This is a genomic window from Streptomyces sp. NPDC056347 (genome assembly GCF_042262625.1).
In the GTDB taxonomy this organism is placed as follows: Bacteria; Actinomycetota; Actinomycetes; order Streptomycetales; family Streptomycetaceae; genus Streptomyces.
Window position 1 is genome coordinate 1 of the sequence record NZ_JBHJQP010000177.1, and the last position, 16253, is coordinate 16253.

The 16253-nt window shown below is 74.1% G+C and carries 14 protein-coding genes; 4 read left to right on the forward strand and 10 right to left on the reverse strand.

Annotation, left to right across the window (positions count from 1 at the left end; translation table 11 throughout):
* Positions 1–168 precede the first annotated feature (168 nt).
* Positions 169–1119: a class I SAM-dependent methyltransferase gene (locus ACFCV8_RS30000; RefSeq protein WP_376688622.1), complete on the reverse strand. Its 951-nt coding sequence runs from the start codon at positions 1117–1119 to the stop codon at positions 169–171.
* A gap of 170 nt (positions 1120–1289) precedes the next feature.
* Between ACFCV8_RS30000 and ACFCV8_RS30005 the strand changes: the two genes are divergently transcribed.
* Positions 1290–2252 carry a LysR family transcriptional regulator gene (locus ACFCV8_RS30005; RefSeq protein WP_376688623.1) on the forward strand — a complete coding sequence of 321 codons (963 nt, stop codon included), beginning with the start codon at positions 1290–1292 and terminating at the stop codon, positions 2250–2252.
* Positions 2253–2298: 46 nt separating this feature from the next.
* Here ACFCV8_RS30005 and ACFCV8_RS30010 read toward each other — a convergent pair whose 3' ends face one another.
* Positions 2299–2610, reverse strand: coding sequence for a 4a-hydroxytetrahydrobiopterin dehydratase (locus ACFCV8_RS30010; RefSeq protein WP_376688624.1), 312 nt, complete (start codon positions 2608–2610; stop codon positions 2299–2301).
* A 62-nt stretch (positions 2611–2672) separates the two neighbouring features.
* Between ACFCV8_RS30010 and ACFCV8_RS30015 the strand changes: the two genes are divergently transcribed.
* The gene (locus tag ACFCV8_RS30015; RefSeq protein ID WP_376688625.1) at positions 2673–3467 is read left to right on the forward strand and encodes a helix-turn-helix domain-containing protein; all 795 of its coding nucleotides are present in this window, start codon (positions 2673–2675) and stop codon (positions 3465–3467) included.
* 45 nt (positions 3468–3512) lie between these two features.
* Here the strand turns inward: ACFCV8_RS30015 and secD are convergent, their stop codons facing one another.
* The 6 genes from secD to ACFCV8_RS30045 all read right to left on the reverse strand — a co-directional run bounded on the left by secD (position 3513) and on the right by ACFCV8_RS30045 (position 12501).
* Positions 3513–5936, reverse strand: a complete 2424-nt coding sequence (secD, locus tag ACFCV8_RS30020; RefSeq protein WP_376688626.1) for a protein translocase subunit SecD — start codon at positions 5934–5936, stop codon at positions 3513–3515.
* A gap of 30 nt (positions 5937–5966) precedes the next feature.
* Complete coding sequence (locus tag ACFCV8_RS30025; RefSeq protein ID WP_376688627.1) at positions 5967–6524, reverse strand: hypothetical protein; 558 nt, start codon at positions 6522–6524, stop codon at positions 5967–5969.
* Positions 6525–6598: 74 nt separating this feature from the next.
* Positions 6599–7429 carry a rod shape-determining protein gene (locus ACFCV8_RS30030; protein WP_376688628.1) on the reverse strand — a complete coding sequence of 277 codons (831 nt, stop codon included), beginning with the start codon at positions 7427–7429 and terminating at the stop codon, positions 6599–6601.
* 287 nt (positions 7430–7716) lie between these two features.
* On the reverse strand, positions 7717–9813 hold the full coding sequence (gene ligA / locus ACFCV8_RS30035) for an NAD-dependent DNA ligase LigA (protein ID WP_376688629.1): 2097 nt from the start codon (positions 9811–9813) through the stop codon (positions 7717–7719).
* Positions 9814–9907: 94 nt separating this feature from the next.
* Positions 9908–11950 carry an alkaline phosphatase family protein gene (locus ACFCV8_RS30040; RefSeq protein ID WP_376688634.1) on the reverse strand — a complete coding sequence of 681 codons (2043 nt, stop codon included), beginning with the start codon at positions 11948–11950 and terminating at the stop codon, positions 9908–9910.
* Between the two features lie 146 nt (positions 11951–12096).
* Positions 12097–12501 carry a hypothetical protein gene (locus ACFCV8_RS30045; protein ID WP_376688635.1) on the reverse strand — a complete coding sequence of 135 codons (405 nt, stop codon included), beginning with the start codon at positions 12499–12501 and terminating at the stop codon, positions 12097–12099.
* A gap of 253 nt (positions 12502–12754) precedes the next feature.
* Between ACFCV8_RS30045 and ACFCV8_RS30050 the strand changes: the two genes are divergently transcribed.
* Together ACFCV8_RS30050 and ACFCV8_RS30055 are read left to right on the forward strand one after the other, a co-directional pair.
* Positions 12755–13537, forward strand: a complete 783-nt coding sequence (locus ACFCV8_RS30050) for an MBL fold metallo-hydrolase (RefSeq protein WP_376688630.1) — start codon at positions 12755–12757, stop codon at positions 13535–13537.
* Positions 13534–14154 carry a DedA family protein gene (locus ACFCV8_RS30055; RefSeq protein ID WP_376688631.1) on the forward strand — a complete coding sequence of 207 codons (621 nt, stop codon included), beginning with the start codon at positions 13534–13536 and terminating at the stop codon, positions 14152–14154. The genes ACFCV8_RS30050 and ACFCV8_RS30055 overlap by 4 nt, the downstream gene beginning before the upstream one ends.
* Here ACFCV8_RS30055 and ACFCV8_RS30060 read toward each other — a convergent pair.
* A complete protein-coding gene (locus ACFCV8_RS30060) occupies positions 14102–15175 on the reverse strand; it encodes an MBL fold metallo-hydrolase (RefSeq protein WP_376688632.1) in 1074 nt (357 codons plus the stop codon). The genes ACFCV8_RS30055 and ACFCV8_RS30060 overlap by 53 nt on opposite strands.
* Before the next feature lie 49 nt (positions 15176–15224).
* Positions 15225–16253 (reverse strand): aminotransferase class I/II-fold pyridoxal phosphate-dependent enzyme (locus ACFCV8_RS30065; RefSeq protein WP_376688633.1); only part of this gene is annotated, 1029 nt, incomplete at its 5' end.

A 16253-nucleotide genomic window follows, 5' to 3' on the forward strand; every position in this document is an offset into this window, starting at 1 on the left:
TCTCCGGCCGGGCGGCGGTCCGTTCGCGTGTGCGCTGGGCGAGTGACGGTCCGTTCACGCGTATACGCACGGGCGGGCGGCGGTCCGGTCGGACGTGCGCGGCCGGGCTGCGGGCCGTTCACGGGTGTACGGGCGAGTGGCGGTCCGCCGCCGTTTCTTGCAGGCCGCTCAGGCCCGGCGGCCCAGGTGCACGGTGCGCGCCGAGAGCAGGTAGACGTCGGGGCGCCGGCCCAGCCCGGCCGGGTCGTCGGGGTCGAGCAGCCGGTCGAGAGCGGCGCGGTCCTCGGCCGTGAGTTCCTCATGGAACATCTCGCGCCGCCGGGCGAACTCGACGGTGACGTACTCACGGGCCCGGTCGGAGAGCGGCGCGGGGAGGTCCAGCAGGAAGCTCCGGGTGCCCTGCGGGGTCAGCCCGACCGCGGCGAGGAGTGCGCTCCAGTCCTCGGTCTCGCGCCTGCTGCCGGGCAGCGCCGCACGCATGTCCTCGAAGCGGTCCACGTGGATCGCTTCGAGCCTGGCCTCCAGCCCGGGCCGGCCGAAGCCGAGGTCACGCGGGAGCCGACGGGGCTGGAGCCCGCCCTCGGCCAGGGCCACGATGCCGCCCGGGCGCAGCAGTCCGGCGAATCCGGCCAGCACGGCGCGCTGGTCGCCCATGTGGTGCAGGGAGTTCCCGGCCCAGATGAGGTCGGCCTCGCCCAGTCCGTCGAGGCCGTCCTCGAGGTCGGCGTGGTGGGTGCGGAACCGGTCGCCGAGACCGAGGCGCTCGGCGTGGTTCCGGGCGCGTTCCAGGAGTGCGGGGGTGCCGTCGACGGCGACGGCCTCCGCCTCGGGGAACGCCTCGGCGAGCAGGCAGGTGACCAGCCCGGGGCCGCTGCCGATGTCGAGGATCCGCCGGACCTTCGGTGCCTCGGGGAGCCCGGCGATCCAGCGGGCCGCCCGTTCGTACTGGGGCCGGCTGATCTCGGCCTCCAGCTCCAGCACCGGTCCCATCACGTCCCAGTCGATGTCACCCGCGTCCTGCTGGTGACCGTGGCCGTGGTGGTGGCCGGCGTGGGCGGTGCCCGGGTGGTGGCTGTGCGCGGTGGATGTGTGGGGACCGTGTCCGGTGTGCTGGCTCATGAGGACCAGCGTCACCGCGGACAAGGAGCGCGGCAAGTTTTGTTGCCGGTTCGGCAATCGGCTGTTTCCGGACGTCTGCGGGCGTCCGGCAGCGGCCGGCCCCGACCCGCATCTCACGCAATGGACACCTGCATATTGCCGGTAGGCCTTCGGGCCCATAACTTGCGTTTATGGAGCTGGAGTTGCGCCATCTGCGAACCGTACGTGCCATAGCCGACACCGGCAGCCTGACCAAGGCCGCCGCGACGCTCGGGCTTGCCCAGCCCGCGCTCAGCGCGCAGCTGCGCCGGATCGAGAAGGCGCTCGGCGGTCCGCTCTTCGACCGCGACCACACCGGGGCCCGGCCCACGCTCCTGGGCGAGCTGGTGCTGGAGCGGGCCCGGGTGGTGCTGCCCGCCGTCAGCGAGCTCCAGGAGGAGGCGGTCCGCTTCGCCAACGCGTGGGGCGCGATGGAGCGCTTCCGGCTCGGTGGTACGCACGGTCCGCTGCTGGGCGGTCTGGTCGACCGCCTGGTCACCGCGCATCCGACGGCCCCCGTCTCGACGTACACCTCCTGGTCGGTCGCGGAGATCGCCGCCCAGCTGGTGGACGGGCGGCTGGACTTCGCCCTCATCGGGACGTGCGGGGAGAGCCCGCCGCCCGCCCATGACCGGCTGACCTGGCAGGTGATCGGCGTCGATCCGGTCTTCGTGATGCTGCCGGAATCCCACCGGCTCGCCGGTGAGCCGGAGCTGGATCTCGCCGCGCTGGCGGAGGAGTGCTGGGCGGACGTGCCGGGCGAGGGGTGTTTCGCCGACTGTTTCGTCGGCGCCTGCGCCCGGGCCGGGTTCAGCCCCGTCTCGGTGTACGAGACGGACACGGCCTCCGTCGTCCATCTGGTGCAGGTGGGGCGGGCGGTCGGGCTGTGCCGGGCGACGTTCCCGCCGGCCCCGGGGGTGGTGACCCGGCCGATCACCGGTTCGCCGCTGAGCTGGCGCCATCTGCTGGGCTGGCATCCGCGTTCGACGGCGGCCGGGGCCGCGGCGGGATCGGTGAGCGGGTACACCCGGGCGGCGTACGCCGAGGCGGTGCGGCGCAGCGGGAGCTACACCGACTGGCTCTCCGCCCACCCCCGGTTCGGCGCGGCACTGTGACGGCGTACGGGTCCGGCGCCGCGACGTGCCGCGACGGCGGGCGGTACTACCGCTGCCGCACGCCGTGGCCGGGGGCGATCGCCGCCACCCGCCCGGCCAGCTCCAGATCGTTCCCGGTGACCGCGCCGCCCGCGTCGTGCGTGTTCACGGACAGGGACACGGTGTTGTAGCCGAGGGTCAGGTCGGAGTGGTGGTTCAGCTCGTTCTGGATCGCGACGACGTGCTGGACGAACGCGGCGGCGGCGATGTGGTCGCGGAACCGGTAGGCGCAGGCGATCCGGTCTCCCTCCAGCGACCAGCCGGGCAGATCGCCCAGCCCGTCCTCGATCTCCTGCCGGGACAGCGGTGCGGCGGGCATGGGGCGGCTCCCTCGTCGGCGTTCGGTACGACCAGCGGTGCCGGTGACGTTACGGTCTTGGTATGACAACTGTCGCGCCCGACACGGGGGTAGGAACGCTGCTGCGCAGTTGGCGTGAGCGGCGCCGGATCAGTCAGCTGGAGCTGGCGCTGCGTGCCGATTCCTCGGCCCGGCACATCTCGTTCATCGAGACGGGCCGCTCGCGCCCCAGCGAGGAGATGATCCTCCGGCTGGCCGAACATCTCGACGTACCGGTCAGGGAGCGCAACGCCCTGCTGGTGGTGGCGGGTTACGCGCCGCGCTACGCGCAGACCCCGCTGGACGATCCGGCGTTCGGCGCGCTGCGCGAGGGGATGGAGCGGCTGCTGGAGACGTACGAGCCCTATCCGGCGATCGTCGTCGACGGCACCTACGACATCGTGGCGGCCAACCGGGGGATGCTGGTGCTGGCGGAGGGGGCGGCCGGGCATCTGCTGGTTCCGCCGGTGAACGCCATGCGGCTGACGCTGCATCCGCAGGGGCTCGCCCCGCGCATCCGCAATCTGCGGGAGTGGCGGGCCGATCTGCTGGACCAGATGGAGCGTCAGATAGCTCTGGTGCGTTCGGCCGAGCTGCGCGAGCTGTACGAGGAGGTCGCGGGCTATCCCGTACCGGAGGACAGCGAGCCCCGGCCCGTGCGGTCGCTGCCGTTCGCGCTGCCCCTGCTGATCGAGCACGGCGGGCGGACGCTCTCCTTCGTCTGCTCCATCGCCACCTTCAACACGCCGATGGACGTGACGGTGGCGGAGCTGGCGATCGAGACGTTCCTGCCGGCCGACCGGGCCACCGCCGACCATCTGCACGCCCTGTCCCTCTGACGGCCGACGGCCCCGGACAACTCCCGGGGCCGTCGGACCGGCGGTCTACACGCGGGCCCCGTTGTCGTGCGGGTCACGGCGGGCCGTCTTCGTACCGGAGCGGCGTCCCGGGGACCGTTTGCGGGCGGGCGGCGGGGCCTTGCTGCTGCGCTCCAGGACCAGGGCGGCGGGCACGGCGGTCAGCACAGAGGAGTACGTGCCCACGCAGATGCCGATCAGCAGGGCCAGGGCGAAGTCCGCGAGGGAGTCACCGCCCAGCACGGCGAGCGCGACCAGGATGAACAGCGCGCCCATCCCGGTGTTGACGGTGCGCGGGACGGTCTGAACGATGGCGCGGTCGGCGACGGTGGCCAGCGGGACACGTCTGGCCTTCGCCCACAGCTCCCGTACCCGGTCGAAGACCACCACCGAGTCGTTGACGGAGTACCCGATGACGGTGAGGAGCGCGGCCAGGAAGATCCCGTCGACGGTGCGGCCCAGCCAGGCGAACGCCCCGACCAGGATGATCACGTCGTGGACCAGGGCTCCGACCGAGGCCAGGGCGAAGGTCCAGCGGAACCGCACGGCCAGGTAGGCCAGCTGCACCAGTACGGCGATGGCGAGCGCGACCAGCGCGTTGCGCCGCAGTTCGTCGCCGAGGCTGGGGCCGATGAGCTCGTCGCGGACCTTGGTGGTCTCGCCGCCCTCCTTCGCGAGGGCGGCGCGCAGGGCGTGCTCGGCGTCGTTGTCGAGCCCGGCGGTCCGTACGGAGAGGTCGCCCGCGCCCGCCGTGGTGACCTCGGCGTCACCGAAGCCCGCACCGGCCAGTACGGTGCGGGCCCGCTCCACGTCGACGGGCCGGCTGGTCGAGTACTCCACCAGCCGGCCGCCGGTGAACTCGACGCCCAGGTTCACCCCGCGTACGACGATGCCGAGGACGGCCACCGCGACCAGCACCGCGGAGACCGTCAGCCAGCGGCGCGGGGACTTCATCAGCCGGGGGTCGCGCCGGGTCAGCCAGGTGCGTACCCGGCCGGGGATCGCGATGCCGTTGACGCCCCGGCGGTCGTTGACGAACCGGGAGCCGGCGGCGATCTCGGTGAGCGCACGGGCGATGACCAGCGCGGAGAACATGGACGCGATCACGCCGATGGCCAGGGTGACGCCGAAGCCCTTCACCGGCCCGGAGCCGAGGAAGAAGAGCAGTCCGGCCGCGATGAGCGTGGTCACGTTGGAGTCGGCGACGGCGCTCCAGGCGCCGCGGAACCCGGCGGTCAGCGAGGTGCGCAGAGTGCGGCCGGGATGCTGGGCGTGTTCCTCCCTGGCCCGTTCGAAGACCAGTACGTTGGCGTCGACCGCCATCCCGATGGCCAGGACGAATCCGGCGAGACCGGGCAGGGTGAGGGTGACGCCGAGGGCCACCAGGGCCGCGTAGGAGATCAGACCGTAGGCGGCGAGCGCGAAGGCGGCGAGCGCGCCGAAGAGCCGGTAGACGACGGTGATGAAGAGCGCGGTGGCCGCGGCGCCGATGAGGGCGGCGCGGGCGCTGGCGTCGATGGCGGCGGCGCCGAGCGTCGGGCCGACGGTCCGCTGCTCGACGATCTCGACGGGCAGCGGCAGGGCGCCGCCCTTGATCAGCAGGGCGAGTTCGCGGGCCTCGTCCGCGCTGAACGATCCGGTGATCTGGGTGGAGCCGGAGGGCAGTCCGGTCTTGCAGGCGACGGAGGGGGAGACCTGCGGCGAGGAGATGATCTGCTGGTCGAGGACGATGGCCACGCGACGGCGCTCGTCCCCCTCCGGGTAGCAGGCGGCCTCACCGGTCAGCCGGGTCCAGTCCCGGCCGGCCTGCTTGTGGAAGTCGAGCGAGACCGTCCAGCCCGCGCCCTGCTGGGCGTCGAACTCGGCGGTGGCGTCCTTGACACCGGCGCCGTTGAGCCGGACGGGGCCGAGGTCCAGGGCGCGGCCCTGTTCGTCCCGGAGGGTCGTCCCGTCGTCGCCGGGGGCGCCGTTGCCGCCGTCCTTCTTGTCGCCGTCCTTCTTGTCGCTGTTCTTCTTGTCGCCGTCCTTCTTGTCGCCGTCCGCGGTCTTCTTGCCGGTGTCCGTGGACTTGTCGCCGGTGTCGCCGGTGTTTTCGGTGCCGGGGCCCTGGACCGCGTGGAAGCTGAGCTGGGCCGTGCGGCCGATGACCTCGGCGGCCTTGCGCGGGTCCTGGACGTCCGGGAGTTCGACGATGATCCGGTCCTCGCCGGAGCGGGTCAGGGTGGGTTCGGCGACGCCGAGGGAGTCGATGCGCTGGCGCAGCACTTCGAGGGTGCGCTCGGTGCTCTCCCGGTCCGCCTTCGCGGTGTCCGAGTCCTTGGCCTGGAGCACCATCCTGGTGCCGCCCTGAAGATCGAGGCCGAGTCTGGGTGACATGGTCAGCGTGATGAGCACGGAGACGAGCAGCACGGCCGCAGCCAGAACCGCCCGCACCGTGGTGGCGCGAGTCATGGGTTTCCTCCGAGGGGGCGCCGACCGCCCTCACCTCGGCGGGAACGGAACGGCGGTGCTGTGGAACGGGACCGGTGGCAGGACCGGTGGCCGGTGAGCGGCCGTTCCCGGAGGTCCGCGTACGCCGGGGAGCGCGACGCGCAGGCGCCCGGCGGCGCGCGGGGGCGCGGCCGGGGGCGGGCGGTGGGCACGGTGCTGGGGCCTGCTTCCGGGGGTGCCGGGCAGCAGGGCGTCGGGACCGGGCGGCGGGAGGTGGTGTGCGGTGCGGACCTGGTCGCTCCCGGCCCTGGGTGGGGGGACGGGGCCGGTCTGCGGGCGGTGCGGGTGTTCGGCCGCCGCGGCCGTACGGACGCGGCGGGCGTCGTGGGCGGCGCCGGTGCCGACGCCTGAGCGGCTGGTGTGGGTGGGGCGGACGGTGCGGTCGGTGTGCGGGGTGGGCCGGTGGGCGCCGGGGGTGTACGCGGCGGAGGGCGGCACTCCGGCGGCCGGGCGGGCGGGCGGCGCGGCGCCGAGGGCCGAGGGGGCGCTGCCGGTGACGGCGAGGACGGTGAGCAGGAGGGCGGCGAGCAGCGCCCGGGCAGCCCGCACGGTGCGGTGGTGTGCCGGGGTGTACGGCCGTGCCCTCGGGGGCGCGTTCCCCGGGGGCGGCCCCGGGAGGGGGGTCACCCTGCTCGGCCGGTCGGAACCGTGGCCGTGGCCGTGGTGGCCGGGCGGAGCACGGAGTCGAGGACCATCCCGGCGCCCCGGACGACGGCGGTCGCCGGATCGTCGGCGAGGCGCACCGGGGCGCCCAGCCGGGCCGCGATCCGGTCGGTGATGTCGGGGCGGGCGGCGCCGCCCCCGGTGAGCAGCGGGCCCTTGCGCAGAGCGCCGAGGACGGCGCCGTGCCGGTCCTGCTGCCACATCTCCGAAATCATGTCCATGACGGTGCGGACGACTTCGGTGGGACGCTGGTCCGGGTCGAGATCGCTCAGTCCGGTCTCGGCCTGGCGGGCGTCGCGGACCCGGTCGTCGACGAGGAGGGTCACCTCCGTCAGCCCCGCGCCGATGTCGACGACGAGCAGCGGGCCGCCGTCGCGGGGCCCGGCCGACGCCGCCGCGGCCCGCGCGCTGTCGAGGGCGATGACGGTGGTCGGCCCGAGCGCTGCGAGGAGGTCGTGCGCCGCCGCGCGGTGCCGGGGGCCGGCGAGGACGGGGTGGCTGAGCACGATCACGGTGCCGGTGCGGTCCGCGCCGAGTGCCGTTTCGGCGATCCGGCCGAGCATCCGGCCGCAGGTCTCGGCGTCGACGATGCGGCCGCGCCGGACCGGGCGGCCGCGACCGGGCCCCGCACCGGCTTCGCCGCAGACGTCGGTGTCGGCCAGGACGCCGCGTCCGGGCACCCAGACACGGGTGCGGGAGCTGCCGAGGTCGAGGGCGAGACCACGGGTGACGCCCCGGTGGTCCCGGTGGACGGACGGGCCGAGCCGCGGTCCATGGTGCAGTGAACGCATCGTCCCTCCCCCGGCTCGCCCACGCGGCCGCGCGCACACCCGTGCGCCCGCTGAATGCGAGGCACGGTCGAGCCCTCACTATGCAATAGGGAGGCAAAGAAAGCCACTCCCGGGCAAAATCCAAGGATCCGCCCGCTCTGCCCGGCTCTCTTCCCGCCCCCGCGCGTGTCGATCCCTCGTCGCGCCCGGCCCTCGTCACGCCGGGACCTCACGGGAGACGGATCCTCGCCAGGACCGGGCCCTCGTCAGGACCCCGTCCCTCGTCGGGACCCGGGCCCGGGCGGGGCTCACACCGGCTGGGGCAGGAAGTCGGCGATCAGCTCGGCGAACTCGTCGGGCGCGGCTATCCGTATGCCGAGGTCCTCCGCCTTGGTCCGCTTGGAACCGGCCTTCTCCCCGGCGACCAGGAGCGAGGTGCGCTTGGAGACGCTGGAGGAGGACTTGCCTCCGGCCCGCTCGATAAGCTCGTTCATCTCGTTCCGGGAGAGCTTCTCCAGGGCACCGGTCATGGCTCCGGTGACCACCACCGTCATCCCGGCCAGCGGCAGCCCCTCCCCCGCCTCGGCGCCCTCCTCGGTCTCCTCCCCCGGCACGGGCGGCGGTGTGGCACCGGGCTCCGTCATGTTGACCCCGGCGGCCACCAGCTTCTCGATCAGCGGTGCCAGCTCCGCCAGCTCCGCGACGACCCCGGCGGCCTTCTCCTTGCCGATGCCGTCGACCCGCTGGAGCTCATCGGCGTCGGCCGCCCTGATCCGGTCCATCTCCGCGAAGTAGCGGGCGATCCGCCGCGACATGGACCGGCCGGTGCCGCGCACCCCGAGCGCGCAGAAGACCCGCGAGAGCGGCTGGGTCCGTGCTGTCCCGATGGCTGCCAGGAGGTTGTCGGTGCTGGTCTCCCCCATCCGCTCCAGGTCCAGCAGCTGCTCGCGCCGGAGGGTGAACAGGTCGGCGAAGTCGGTGACCAGCCCGGCCTCGACGAGCTGGACGACCCGGGTCGCGCCCAGGCCCTCGATGTCGAGCTGGTCGCGGCCCGCCGCGTACGAGATGGAGGCGACCAGGCGGCAGGCGCGACCCCGGACGCAGCGCCAGCGCTGCTCGCTGGTGTCTATCTCCGAGCCGCACTGGGGGCAGGACTCCGGGAACTCGATCGGCTTCTCGTCGCCGGTCCGCAGATGGGCGACCGGGGCCTCGATGCGGGGAATGATGTCCCCCGCCTTGTAGACCATCACCCGGTCGCCCAGGCGCAGGTCCCGGCGGGTGATGTCGGCGGGGTTGTGCAGGGTGGCGTAACTGACGGTCGAACCGTCGATCTCGACCGGCTCCAGCACGGCACGCGGCGCGATGATGCCCGTCCGGCCCACGTTCCACTCGACGTCGAGGAGCCGGGTGACCTTCTCGACGGCCGGGAGCTTGTACGCGATGGCCCAGCGCGGGGCCCGCGTGCCGGAGCCCGCCTCGCGCTGGTCGGCCGCGAGGTCGGCCTTGATCACGATGCCGTCGATTCCGAACGGAAGCGCGGCACGCCGGGCGGCGATCTCCTCGACCCTGTTCTGCACCTCCTCGACGGCGCCGACCGTGCGCGGCGCGACGTCGGTGTCCGCGGCGGTGTGCACGCCGAGGCGGGCGACGAGGCCGAGGACCTCGCTGTGCGGGAGCTCGGCGAGGGTGTCGGCGAGCCCGCCGGATTCGGGCAGCGGCAGCGCCCCGTAGGCGAAGAACGTCATCTCGACCGTGTACGCCCGGTCCTTGGCCCGCAGCGTGCCGGCCGCGCCGTTCCTCGGGTTGGCGAAGGGGGCGCCGCCGTGCTCCGTGCGGACGGCGTTGGCCTGTTCGAACTGCTCGGTGGTCATGAGGATCTCGCCGCGCATCTCGATCGTCACCGGCTCGGCGAGCTGCTCGGGCAGGCCGACCACCGTACCGATCGCGTGCGAGACGTCCTCACCCGCGGTGCCGTCTCCGCGGGTGACGAGCTGCTCCAGGCGGCCCGCCCGGTAGCGCGCCGCGACGGCCAGTCCGTCGAGCTTCGGCTCCACGCTCCAGGCCGCGACGGGCCTGCCTATCCGGCGCTCCAGCGAGGCCGTCCACGTGACGAACTGCTCGGCCGAGAAGACGTTGTCCAAGGAGAGCATCGGCACCGTGTGCGGGACGTCACCGCTCGCGGCACCGCCCGCCACCTTGCCGGTGGGAGAGGCGTCGAGCACCTCCTGGGGGTGCTCCTGCTCGTAGGCGTCGATCCCTCGCACCAGCCGGTCGTAGGCGTCGTCGTCGAGCGTGCTTTCGCCCGTGGCGTAGTACGCGGCGGCGGCCCGCGTCGCTTCCTCGACCGCGGCGGCGTAGGCGGCGGTATCGGCGAGCACAACAGCTGAGTTCGTCATGGCCCCCATCCTGCCGTCCACCACTGACAACGCCCCGTCCGCTCCCGCCGTCCACCGCCGGCAGCACCCCGCGGCCCCCGTCGTCCGCCGGGGACGGCGCTCCTCAGCCCGCCGCCCGGAGCGGTCCGTCGGCGTCGTCCGCCCCGGGCGCCAGCGGGACCTGCGGGCCCGAGCACTCCCGCAGCCAGCGCCGCAGTACCCGGTGCACCTCCTCCGCGCCGACCAGTTCCTCGCCCCGGGGCACCGGCGCGGACAGCCCGGCCGGCCACAGCAGGAAGGGCCGGGACTGCTCGCCGCCCAGGCCGCCGTGCGAACCGATCTGCTCCTCGAAGGCGTGCACACAGCCCGTGGCACCGTCGTACATCGAGTTGACCATGATGTCGGCGACGTGCGGGAAGGTGTCCGTGCGCCGCACCGCCGCGGCCGCGCCGGGGCCGAACGGGGCCAGCGGCCCCTGCCCGTCCACCAGCTCCGACACCGGGACCTCCGTGCCGCCGCGGCCCAGCACCACCGAACCGTGGCGCTCGCTGCGGACCAGCAGGAAGCCGATGCCCGGGTGGTTGGCGAGGGTGCCGAGCAGGGCGGGGCGGCTGCGGTCGAGCTGTTCGCGCGAGGCGCGTCCCCGGATGTCGGGGAAGGAGATCAGGCCGAGGTTCCCGGAGGCGAGGACCACGGGCCCGGAGGGTTCGGCGAAAGGTTCCTCCTCGCCTTCGGCGACCGGCCGGTGCAGCGCGATCCGTACCGCGTCACGTGCCTCCGAGGCGCTGCGGGTGTGCTGGGCCCGGCGGGGCACCGGCAGCCCGCAGCCCGCCCGCACCAGCTCCTTGAGCGTCAGCCCGTACGCCCCCTCGAAGGTCTCCCCGGGGCTCTGCCCGTGGTCCGAGAGCAGGACGATCCGGTAGGTGCGCGGGGTGTGCTCGGCGACCTTGGCGATCAGGGCGAGCGAACGGTCCAGCCGCGCGAGCACCTTCTCCGCGTCGCGGCTGTGCGGTCCGGAGTGGTGCGCCACCTCGTCGTACGCGACCAGGTCGGCGTAGACGGCGGTGCGCCCGGCGAACATGTCCCCGATGACGGCGGAGACCACCACATCGCGTTCGACGACGGTCGCGAAGGCGCGGATGAAGGGGTAGAGGCCGCCGCGCTTGACCCGGGGCGTCACCTTCCGCATCCGCGCCCGGGTCGACTGCCCGATCTCCCGGCCGACCTCGGCGACGAAGGAGAGCGCGGTGCGTACGGCATTGGCCGGGTCGGAGAAGTACGCGAAGTACCCGGCCCGGGAGCGGCGGCCCTTGCCGAAGCGGGCCGCCATGGACAGGACGAGAGCCAGCTGGTCGGCGCCGCCGCTGAAGAGGTTGCCGCGGCTGGCGCCGTCCAGGGTGAGCAGCCCCCCGTCGCGGGTGCGCTCGACGGCCCGGCGCTGGAGCTCCAGGGCGCTCGCGGGGCGGCTGGAGACCATGACGTCGCCGGTCTCCTTCTCGTACCAGCGGAAGGCGGGGACGTCGTGGTTGCTGCCGTGCAGGATGCCGAGCTGGCTGGCACCGGTCTGGCTGGACCAGTCGGTGCGCCACGGGGTGAGCCGGTGCCCCTCCTCCTTGTCGGCCAGCCAGTGGGCGACGGTCGGCATCAGGCCCGTCTCGGCGGCGTGGGCGAGGGCGTCGTGGCCGACTCCGTCGAGCTGGATGAAGACCGTGCCGGGCGGGCCGCTGCGTCCGCTGTCCGTACCGCTGCGCCGTCGGCGCCGGTCGGCGAGCCGGGAGAGCCTGCGCCGGTACGCGTTGTCGTCGCGGACGGCGAGCGCGGTGGAGGTGGCGGAGGCGACGGCGGACATCACGGCCGCGACGACGACCGCGGTCTCCGGGTTGGCCGCGCCGCGCCCGTCCGGGATGAGTCTCAGGGCGAGCAGCAGCAGCGAGCCGTTGAGGAAGAAGACGAGCAGGCCGAGGACGAGCGCGGGCACGACGAGCAGGGCCCGTACCAGGACCGGCCAGACCAGCGCGGAGAGCAGACCGAAGGCACCGGCGCCCCAGGCCGCGGTGAACGCGGTCTTGGTGATGCTGTCGCCGTCGGCCGACTGGAGATGGAAATCGGGCAGTATCCCGGCGAGCACCAGCATCGTGAGCGTCGAGACCGCCCACACCACGACCACTCGTACCAGGGCGCTGCCGGCCGTTCGCCATCGCCCGTCGACCACGCCGCTCCACCTCACGTACGGACCCCGCTGCTCCGGGTCCTGGGCCCCCAGCTTTTCACAGCGGATCCGCCCGGCACCTGGCACGGCGGCCGGGGACCGGGTCAGCAGCCGTCGTAGCCGGCCGTCGGCATGGAGAGTCTTCGGTGCACGTTCGCCTTGGTACGGGGGGTGTAGCGGGGCTCGTCCAGTCCCGCGATCTCCAGTCCCACCCCGCGCCGCTCGCACTCGGCGGCGAACTCCGGGACCGAGGTCACCGCCCGGGCCAGGACACGGTCGCTGGCGGCCACGAAGAGCTCGATCTCACCGCTCTCCACGTCGGTCCATAACGCGTGGTGGTCGGGGCGCAGCCCGTACAGCCGCAGCTGGCGGGTGACGACGTACCCCTTGTCGGCGGCCCAGCGGGCGCACATGTCCTGCTGGCCCCGGGTGTCCACGAGGAACGGATCGCTGTCGAGCTCCTCGAGCGGTGTCAGGCTGGCGATGGCCGCCACCCGTACGTCCGTCATGTCCCCCATGGCCGTCCCCCCTGCTGCGTCGCGCCCCGGCCACGATCCGCCGGACACGGCCCGGGACCTGTCGGCGACCCTACCCTTCGCGCGGCGGCGCAAGAAGGCGCGTGCCGGGCCTGCGGGGAGGTGAGGGGCGCGGACCGGAACATCTGTGCGCCCCCACTTGGTGGACAGCCTTTAGGCTCGACAGGGGGAACGCACGAAGACACCGGGAAACGGCCCGGGAGCCCCGGGAGCGAGGAGGCGGCGCGTGCCGGTGGAAGTCACCTGGTGGGGCCATGCCACCTGCACCATCGAGGACTCCGGGGTGCGGGTGCTGACCGACCCTCTCTTCGCGCGGCGCTTCGCACATCTGCGTCGCCGCCGCGGTGAGCTGCCCGGAGCCGAGGCGGCCGTGGCCGACGCCGTGCTCGTCTCGCACCTGCACTCCGACCATCTGCATCTGCCGTCGCTGGCCCGGCTCGCCCCCGGCAGCCGGCTGGTGGTGCCGCGCGGCGCGGTGCACGCGGTGCCGGGGCTGCGGTTGCTGCGTGCGGTGCGCGGGCTGCGGATCACCGAGGTGGTCCCGGGCGACGAGATCCGGCTCGGCGAGGTGCGGGTACGGGTGGTTCCGGCGCTGCACGACGGGCGGCGGCTGCCGGTGGGCCGGCACCGCTCCCCCGCGCTCGGTTTCGTGGTCGAGGGCGAGGCGCGGACGTACTTCGCGGGCGACACGGGGCTCTTCGACGGCATGGCGGACGCGGTCGGGCCGGTGGACGTGGCGCTGCTGCCGGTGGGCGGCTGGGGTCCGTATCTGGGGCACGGCCATCTGGACGCGGGCCGGGCGGCGCAGGCGCTGGCCCGGCTGGAGCCCCGGTCGGCGGTGCCGGTGCACTACGGCACGTACTGGCCGATCGGGCTGGACGGGGTCCGGCCGCACGAGTTCCACGCGCCGGGCGACGAGTTCGTCCGGAAGTCGGCACTGGTGGCACCGGACGTGGCGGTGCACCGGCTAGCCCACGGCGAGCGGGTACGGCCGGAGGCCGCCAGGTGATCCAGCAGGTCGTGGGGCAACTGCCCCCGGAGTCGACGCAGCAGGCGGTCGGCTATCCGTCGTTGTTCCTGCTGGTGGCGCTGGGTGCGCTGGTGCCGGTGGTGCCCACGGGGGCGCTGGTGAGTTCGGCGGGGGTGGTGGCGCTGCACCAGTCGTCGCCGTTCTCCTTGCTGATCGTCTTCGGGGTGGCCTCGGCCGCGGCGTTCCTCGGTGACATATGCCTGTACTGGCTGGGTCAGCGCGGGGTGCGGTCGAGGAACGGGTCCCGGTGGCTCAAGACCATCAGGGACCGGGCGGCCCCGGAGCGCCTCGCGCAGGCCCAGCGGAAGCTGGACGAGCACGGTGCGACGGTGCTGGTGCTGTCCCGGCTGGTGCCCGCGGGGCGGATTCCGGTGATGCTGGCCTGTCTGCTGGGCAGGATGCCGCTGCGCAGGTTCGCCCGGGGCGACATCCCGGCGTGTCTGGCGTGGGCGGCGACGTACCAGCTGATCGGCATCCTCGGCGGTGCGCTCTTCCCCGAACCGTGGCAGGGGGTGGTCGCCGCGGTCGGGCTGACGCTGCTGGTCAGTGCGGGTCCGGCGGTATGGAGGCGGACACGGGCCCGGTTCGGCCACTGACCGCCCGCGAGACCGGGTCCAGTGCCCGCGAGGCGCCGACCGGCAGGTCCCAGAGGAGTTCCCCGGGGTGTCCGGCCCGCTGCCAGGCGGCACGCAGCCGGATCAGCGGTTCGAGTACGGGCTCCGCGGAGAGCAGGAAGGTGGCCCAGTGCATCGGCGCCATCGCGCGGGCGCCGAGGTCCCGGTAGGCCAGTACGGCCTCCTCGGGGTCGGTGTGCACGTCACCGAGCCACCAGCGCGGCTCGTACGCGCCGATCGGCAGGAGGGTCAGGTCGATGCCGGGGTGGCGGCGGCCGATCTCGGCGAACCAGTGCCCGTAGCCGGTGTCCCCGGCGAAGTGGACGCGCGGTCCGCCGGGGGCGCCGATGATCCAGCCGCCCCAGAGCGAGCGGCAGGTGTCGGTGAGGGTGCGCCTGGACCAGTGGTGGGCCGGTACGAAGTCGAAGCGGACGCCGTCCAGTTCGGCCGCCTCCCACCAGTCGAGTTCGGTGACGCGGCTGAAGCGGCGTCTGCGGCACCAGCGGCCGAGCCCGGCGGGGACGAGGAGCGGGGTGTCCCTGGGCAGCCGGCGCAGGGTGGGGGCGTCGAGGTGGTCGTAGTGGTTGTGGCTGATGACGACGGCGTCCACGGGCGGCAGGTCCTCCCAGGGGACGCCGACCGGGGTGATCCTGGCGGGTGTCCCGAGGAGGCGCCGGGACCAGACGGGGTCGGTGAGCACGGTCAGCCCGCCGGTGCGGATGATCCAGCTGGCATGCCCGGCCCAGGTGACGCAGGTGCCGCCGACGGGGACGGCGGGGAGCGGGGCGGGGGCGTACGGGAGGTGGTGGATGCCGCGCATTCCCTCGGCGTCCGGCCGCACGGCGCGCTCGCGCAGCAGCCGGGACATGGCCATGACGCCGGGGAGGGGTGCGGTGAGCCGGTCGGCGAAGCTCCTGGGCCAGTGCCGGATCTCGCCGGGCGGGCGCGGGGCGGGGTGCGGGGGCGCGGTCCCGGAGCGGCGGCACCCGGTCTCTTCCGTCATCGGTCGACTCCCGTCTCGCGGCTCTCGCCCGGGGCCGTGCGGTGGGTCGTCAGCGCAGTTCGGCCAGGGCCGTCCCGAAAATGCTCAGCGCTTCGGCCACATGCGGCAATTCGAGGGGCGCCACAGCGGTGAGCGACTCCCGTTGCCGCTCCGGGGTCGTGCCGAGCAGGGTGCCGGTACCCAGCCGTACGCGCAGCGCCCCCAGTTCGTCGCCGAAGCGGTGCCCGCCCGGGGCCGGGGTGCCGAGGCGTTCGGTCAGGTACTCCTCCAGCTCCAGCGAGTCCGTGACGCCGCGTTCGGCCAGCCGGGCCCGGAGCGGTCCGAGGTCGGCGTAGAGGTGGCGGCCCGCCTGCGGGGGCCTGGCCAGCGCGCCGGAGGCCAGGACCGCGCGGTGGGCCGCGGCGGCGACCTGGGCCTGGAGCGCGGCGGCCCGGCGGACCCGCTCGGTCACGGCGTCCGGTTCGCGCAGCGCGTGGGCGGCGGCACGGGCGACCGGCCCGGCGACGTGCGCGCCGAGCGCGGTGAGGATGTCGAGCGTGCGGGCGTGGCGCAGCGCGGCCCGCCCGGTGCCGGGGAACCTGGCCACCGCGACCGGCCAGGCGGAGGGGGTCAGGGCGCCGGCCAGGTCGCAGACGACGGTGACGTCGTCGGGGAACATCTCGGCCGGGCTGAGCAGGACGGTGTCGCGGGGCCGGTGCAGGGTGTCGCGCCAGGTCTCGTCGCTGACGATGTGCAGCCCCTCGGCGATCGCCGCCTCGCAGGCCTCGCCGACCAGTTCGGGCGGGGCGACGGTGGCGGTCGGGTCGTCGACGACGGAGATCAGCAGCAGCCGCGGCCTGCCGCCCTCGGCGCGCACCCTGCGTACGGTCTCCAGGAGCGCGTACGGGTCGGGCACGCCGCCGCACTCGGCGGGGGTGGGCACCTGGTAGGCGGGCCTGCCGAGCAGCCGGGCCTGCGGGATCCAGGTCGCCGGGCAGGGGCGGGGTACGAGCACGTCGCCGCCGTGCGCCGCGATCAGGGCGAGCAGCAGCGGAGAGGCGCCGGGGGCGGCGGCGACGTGTTCCGGGCCGCCGTGCAG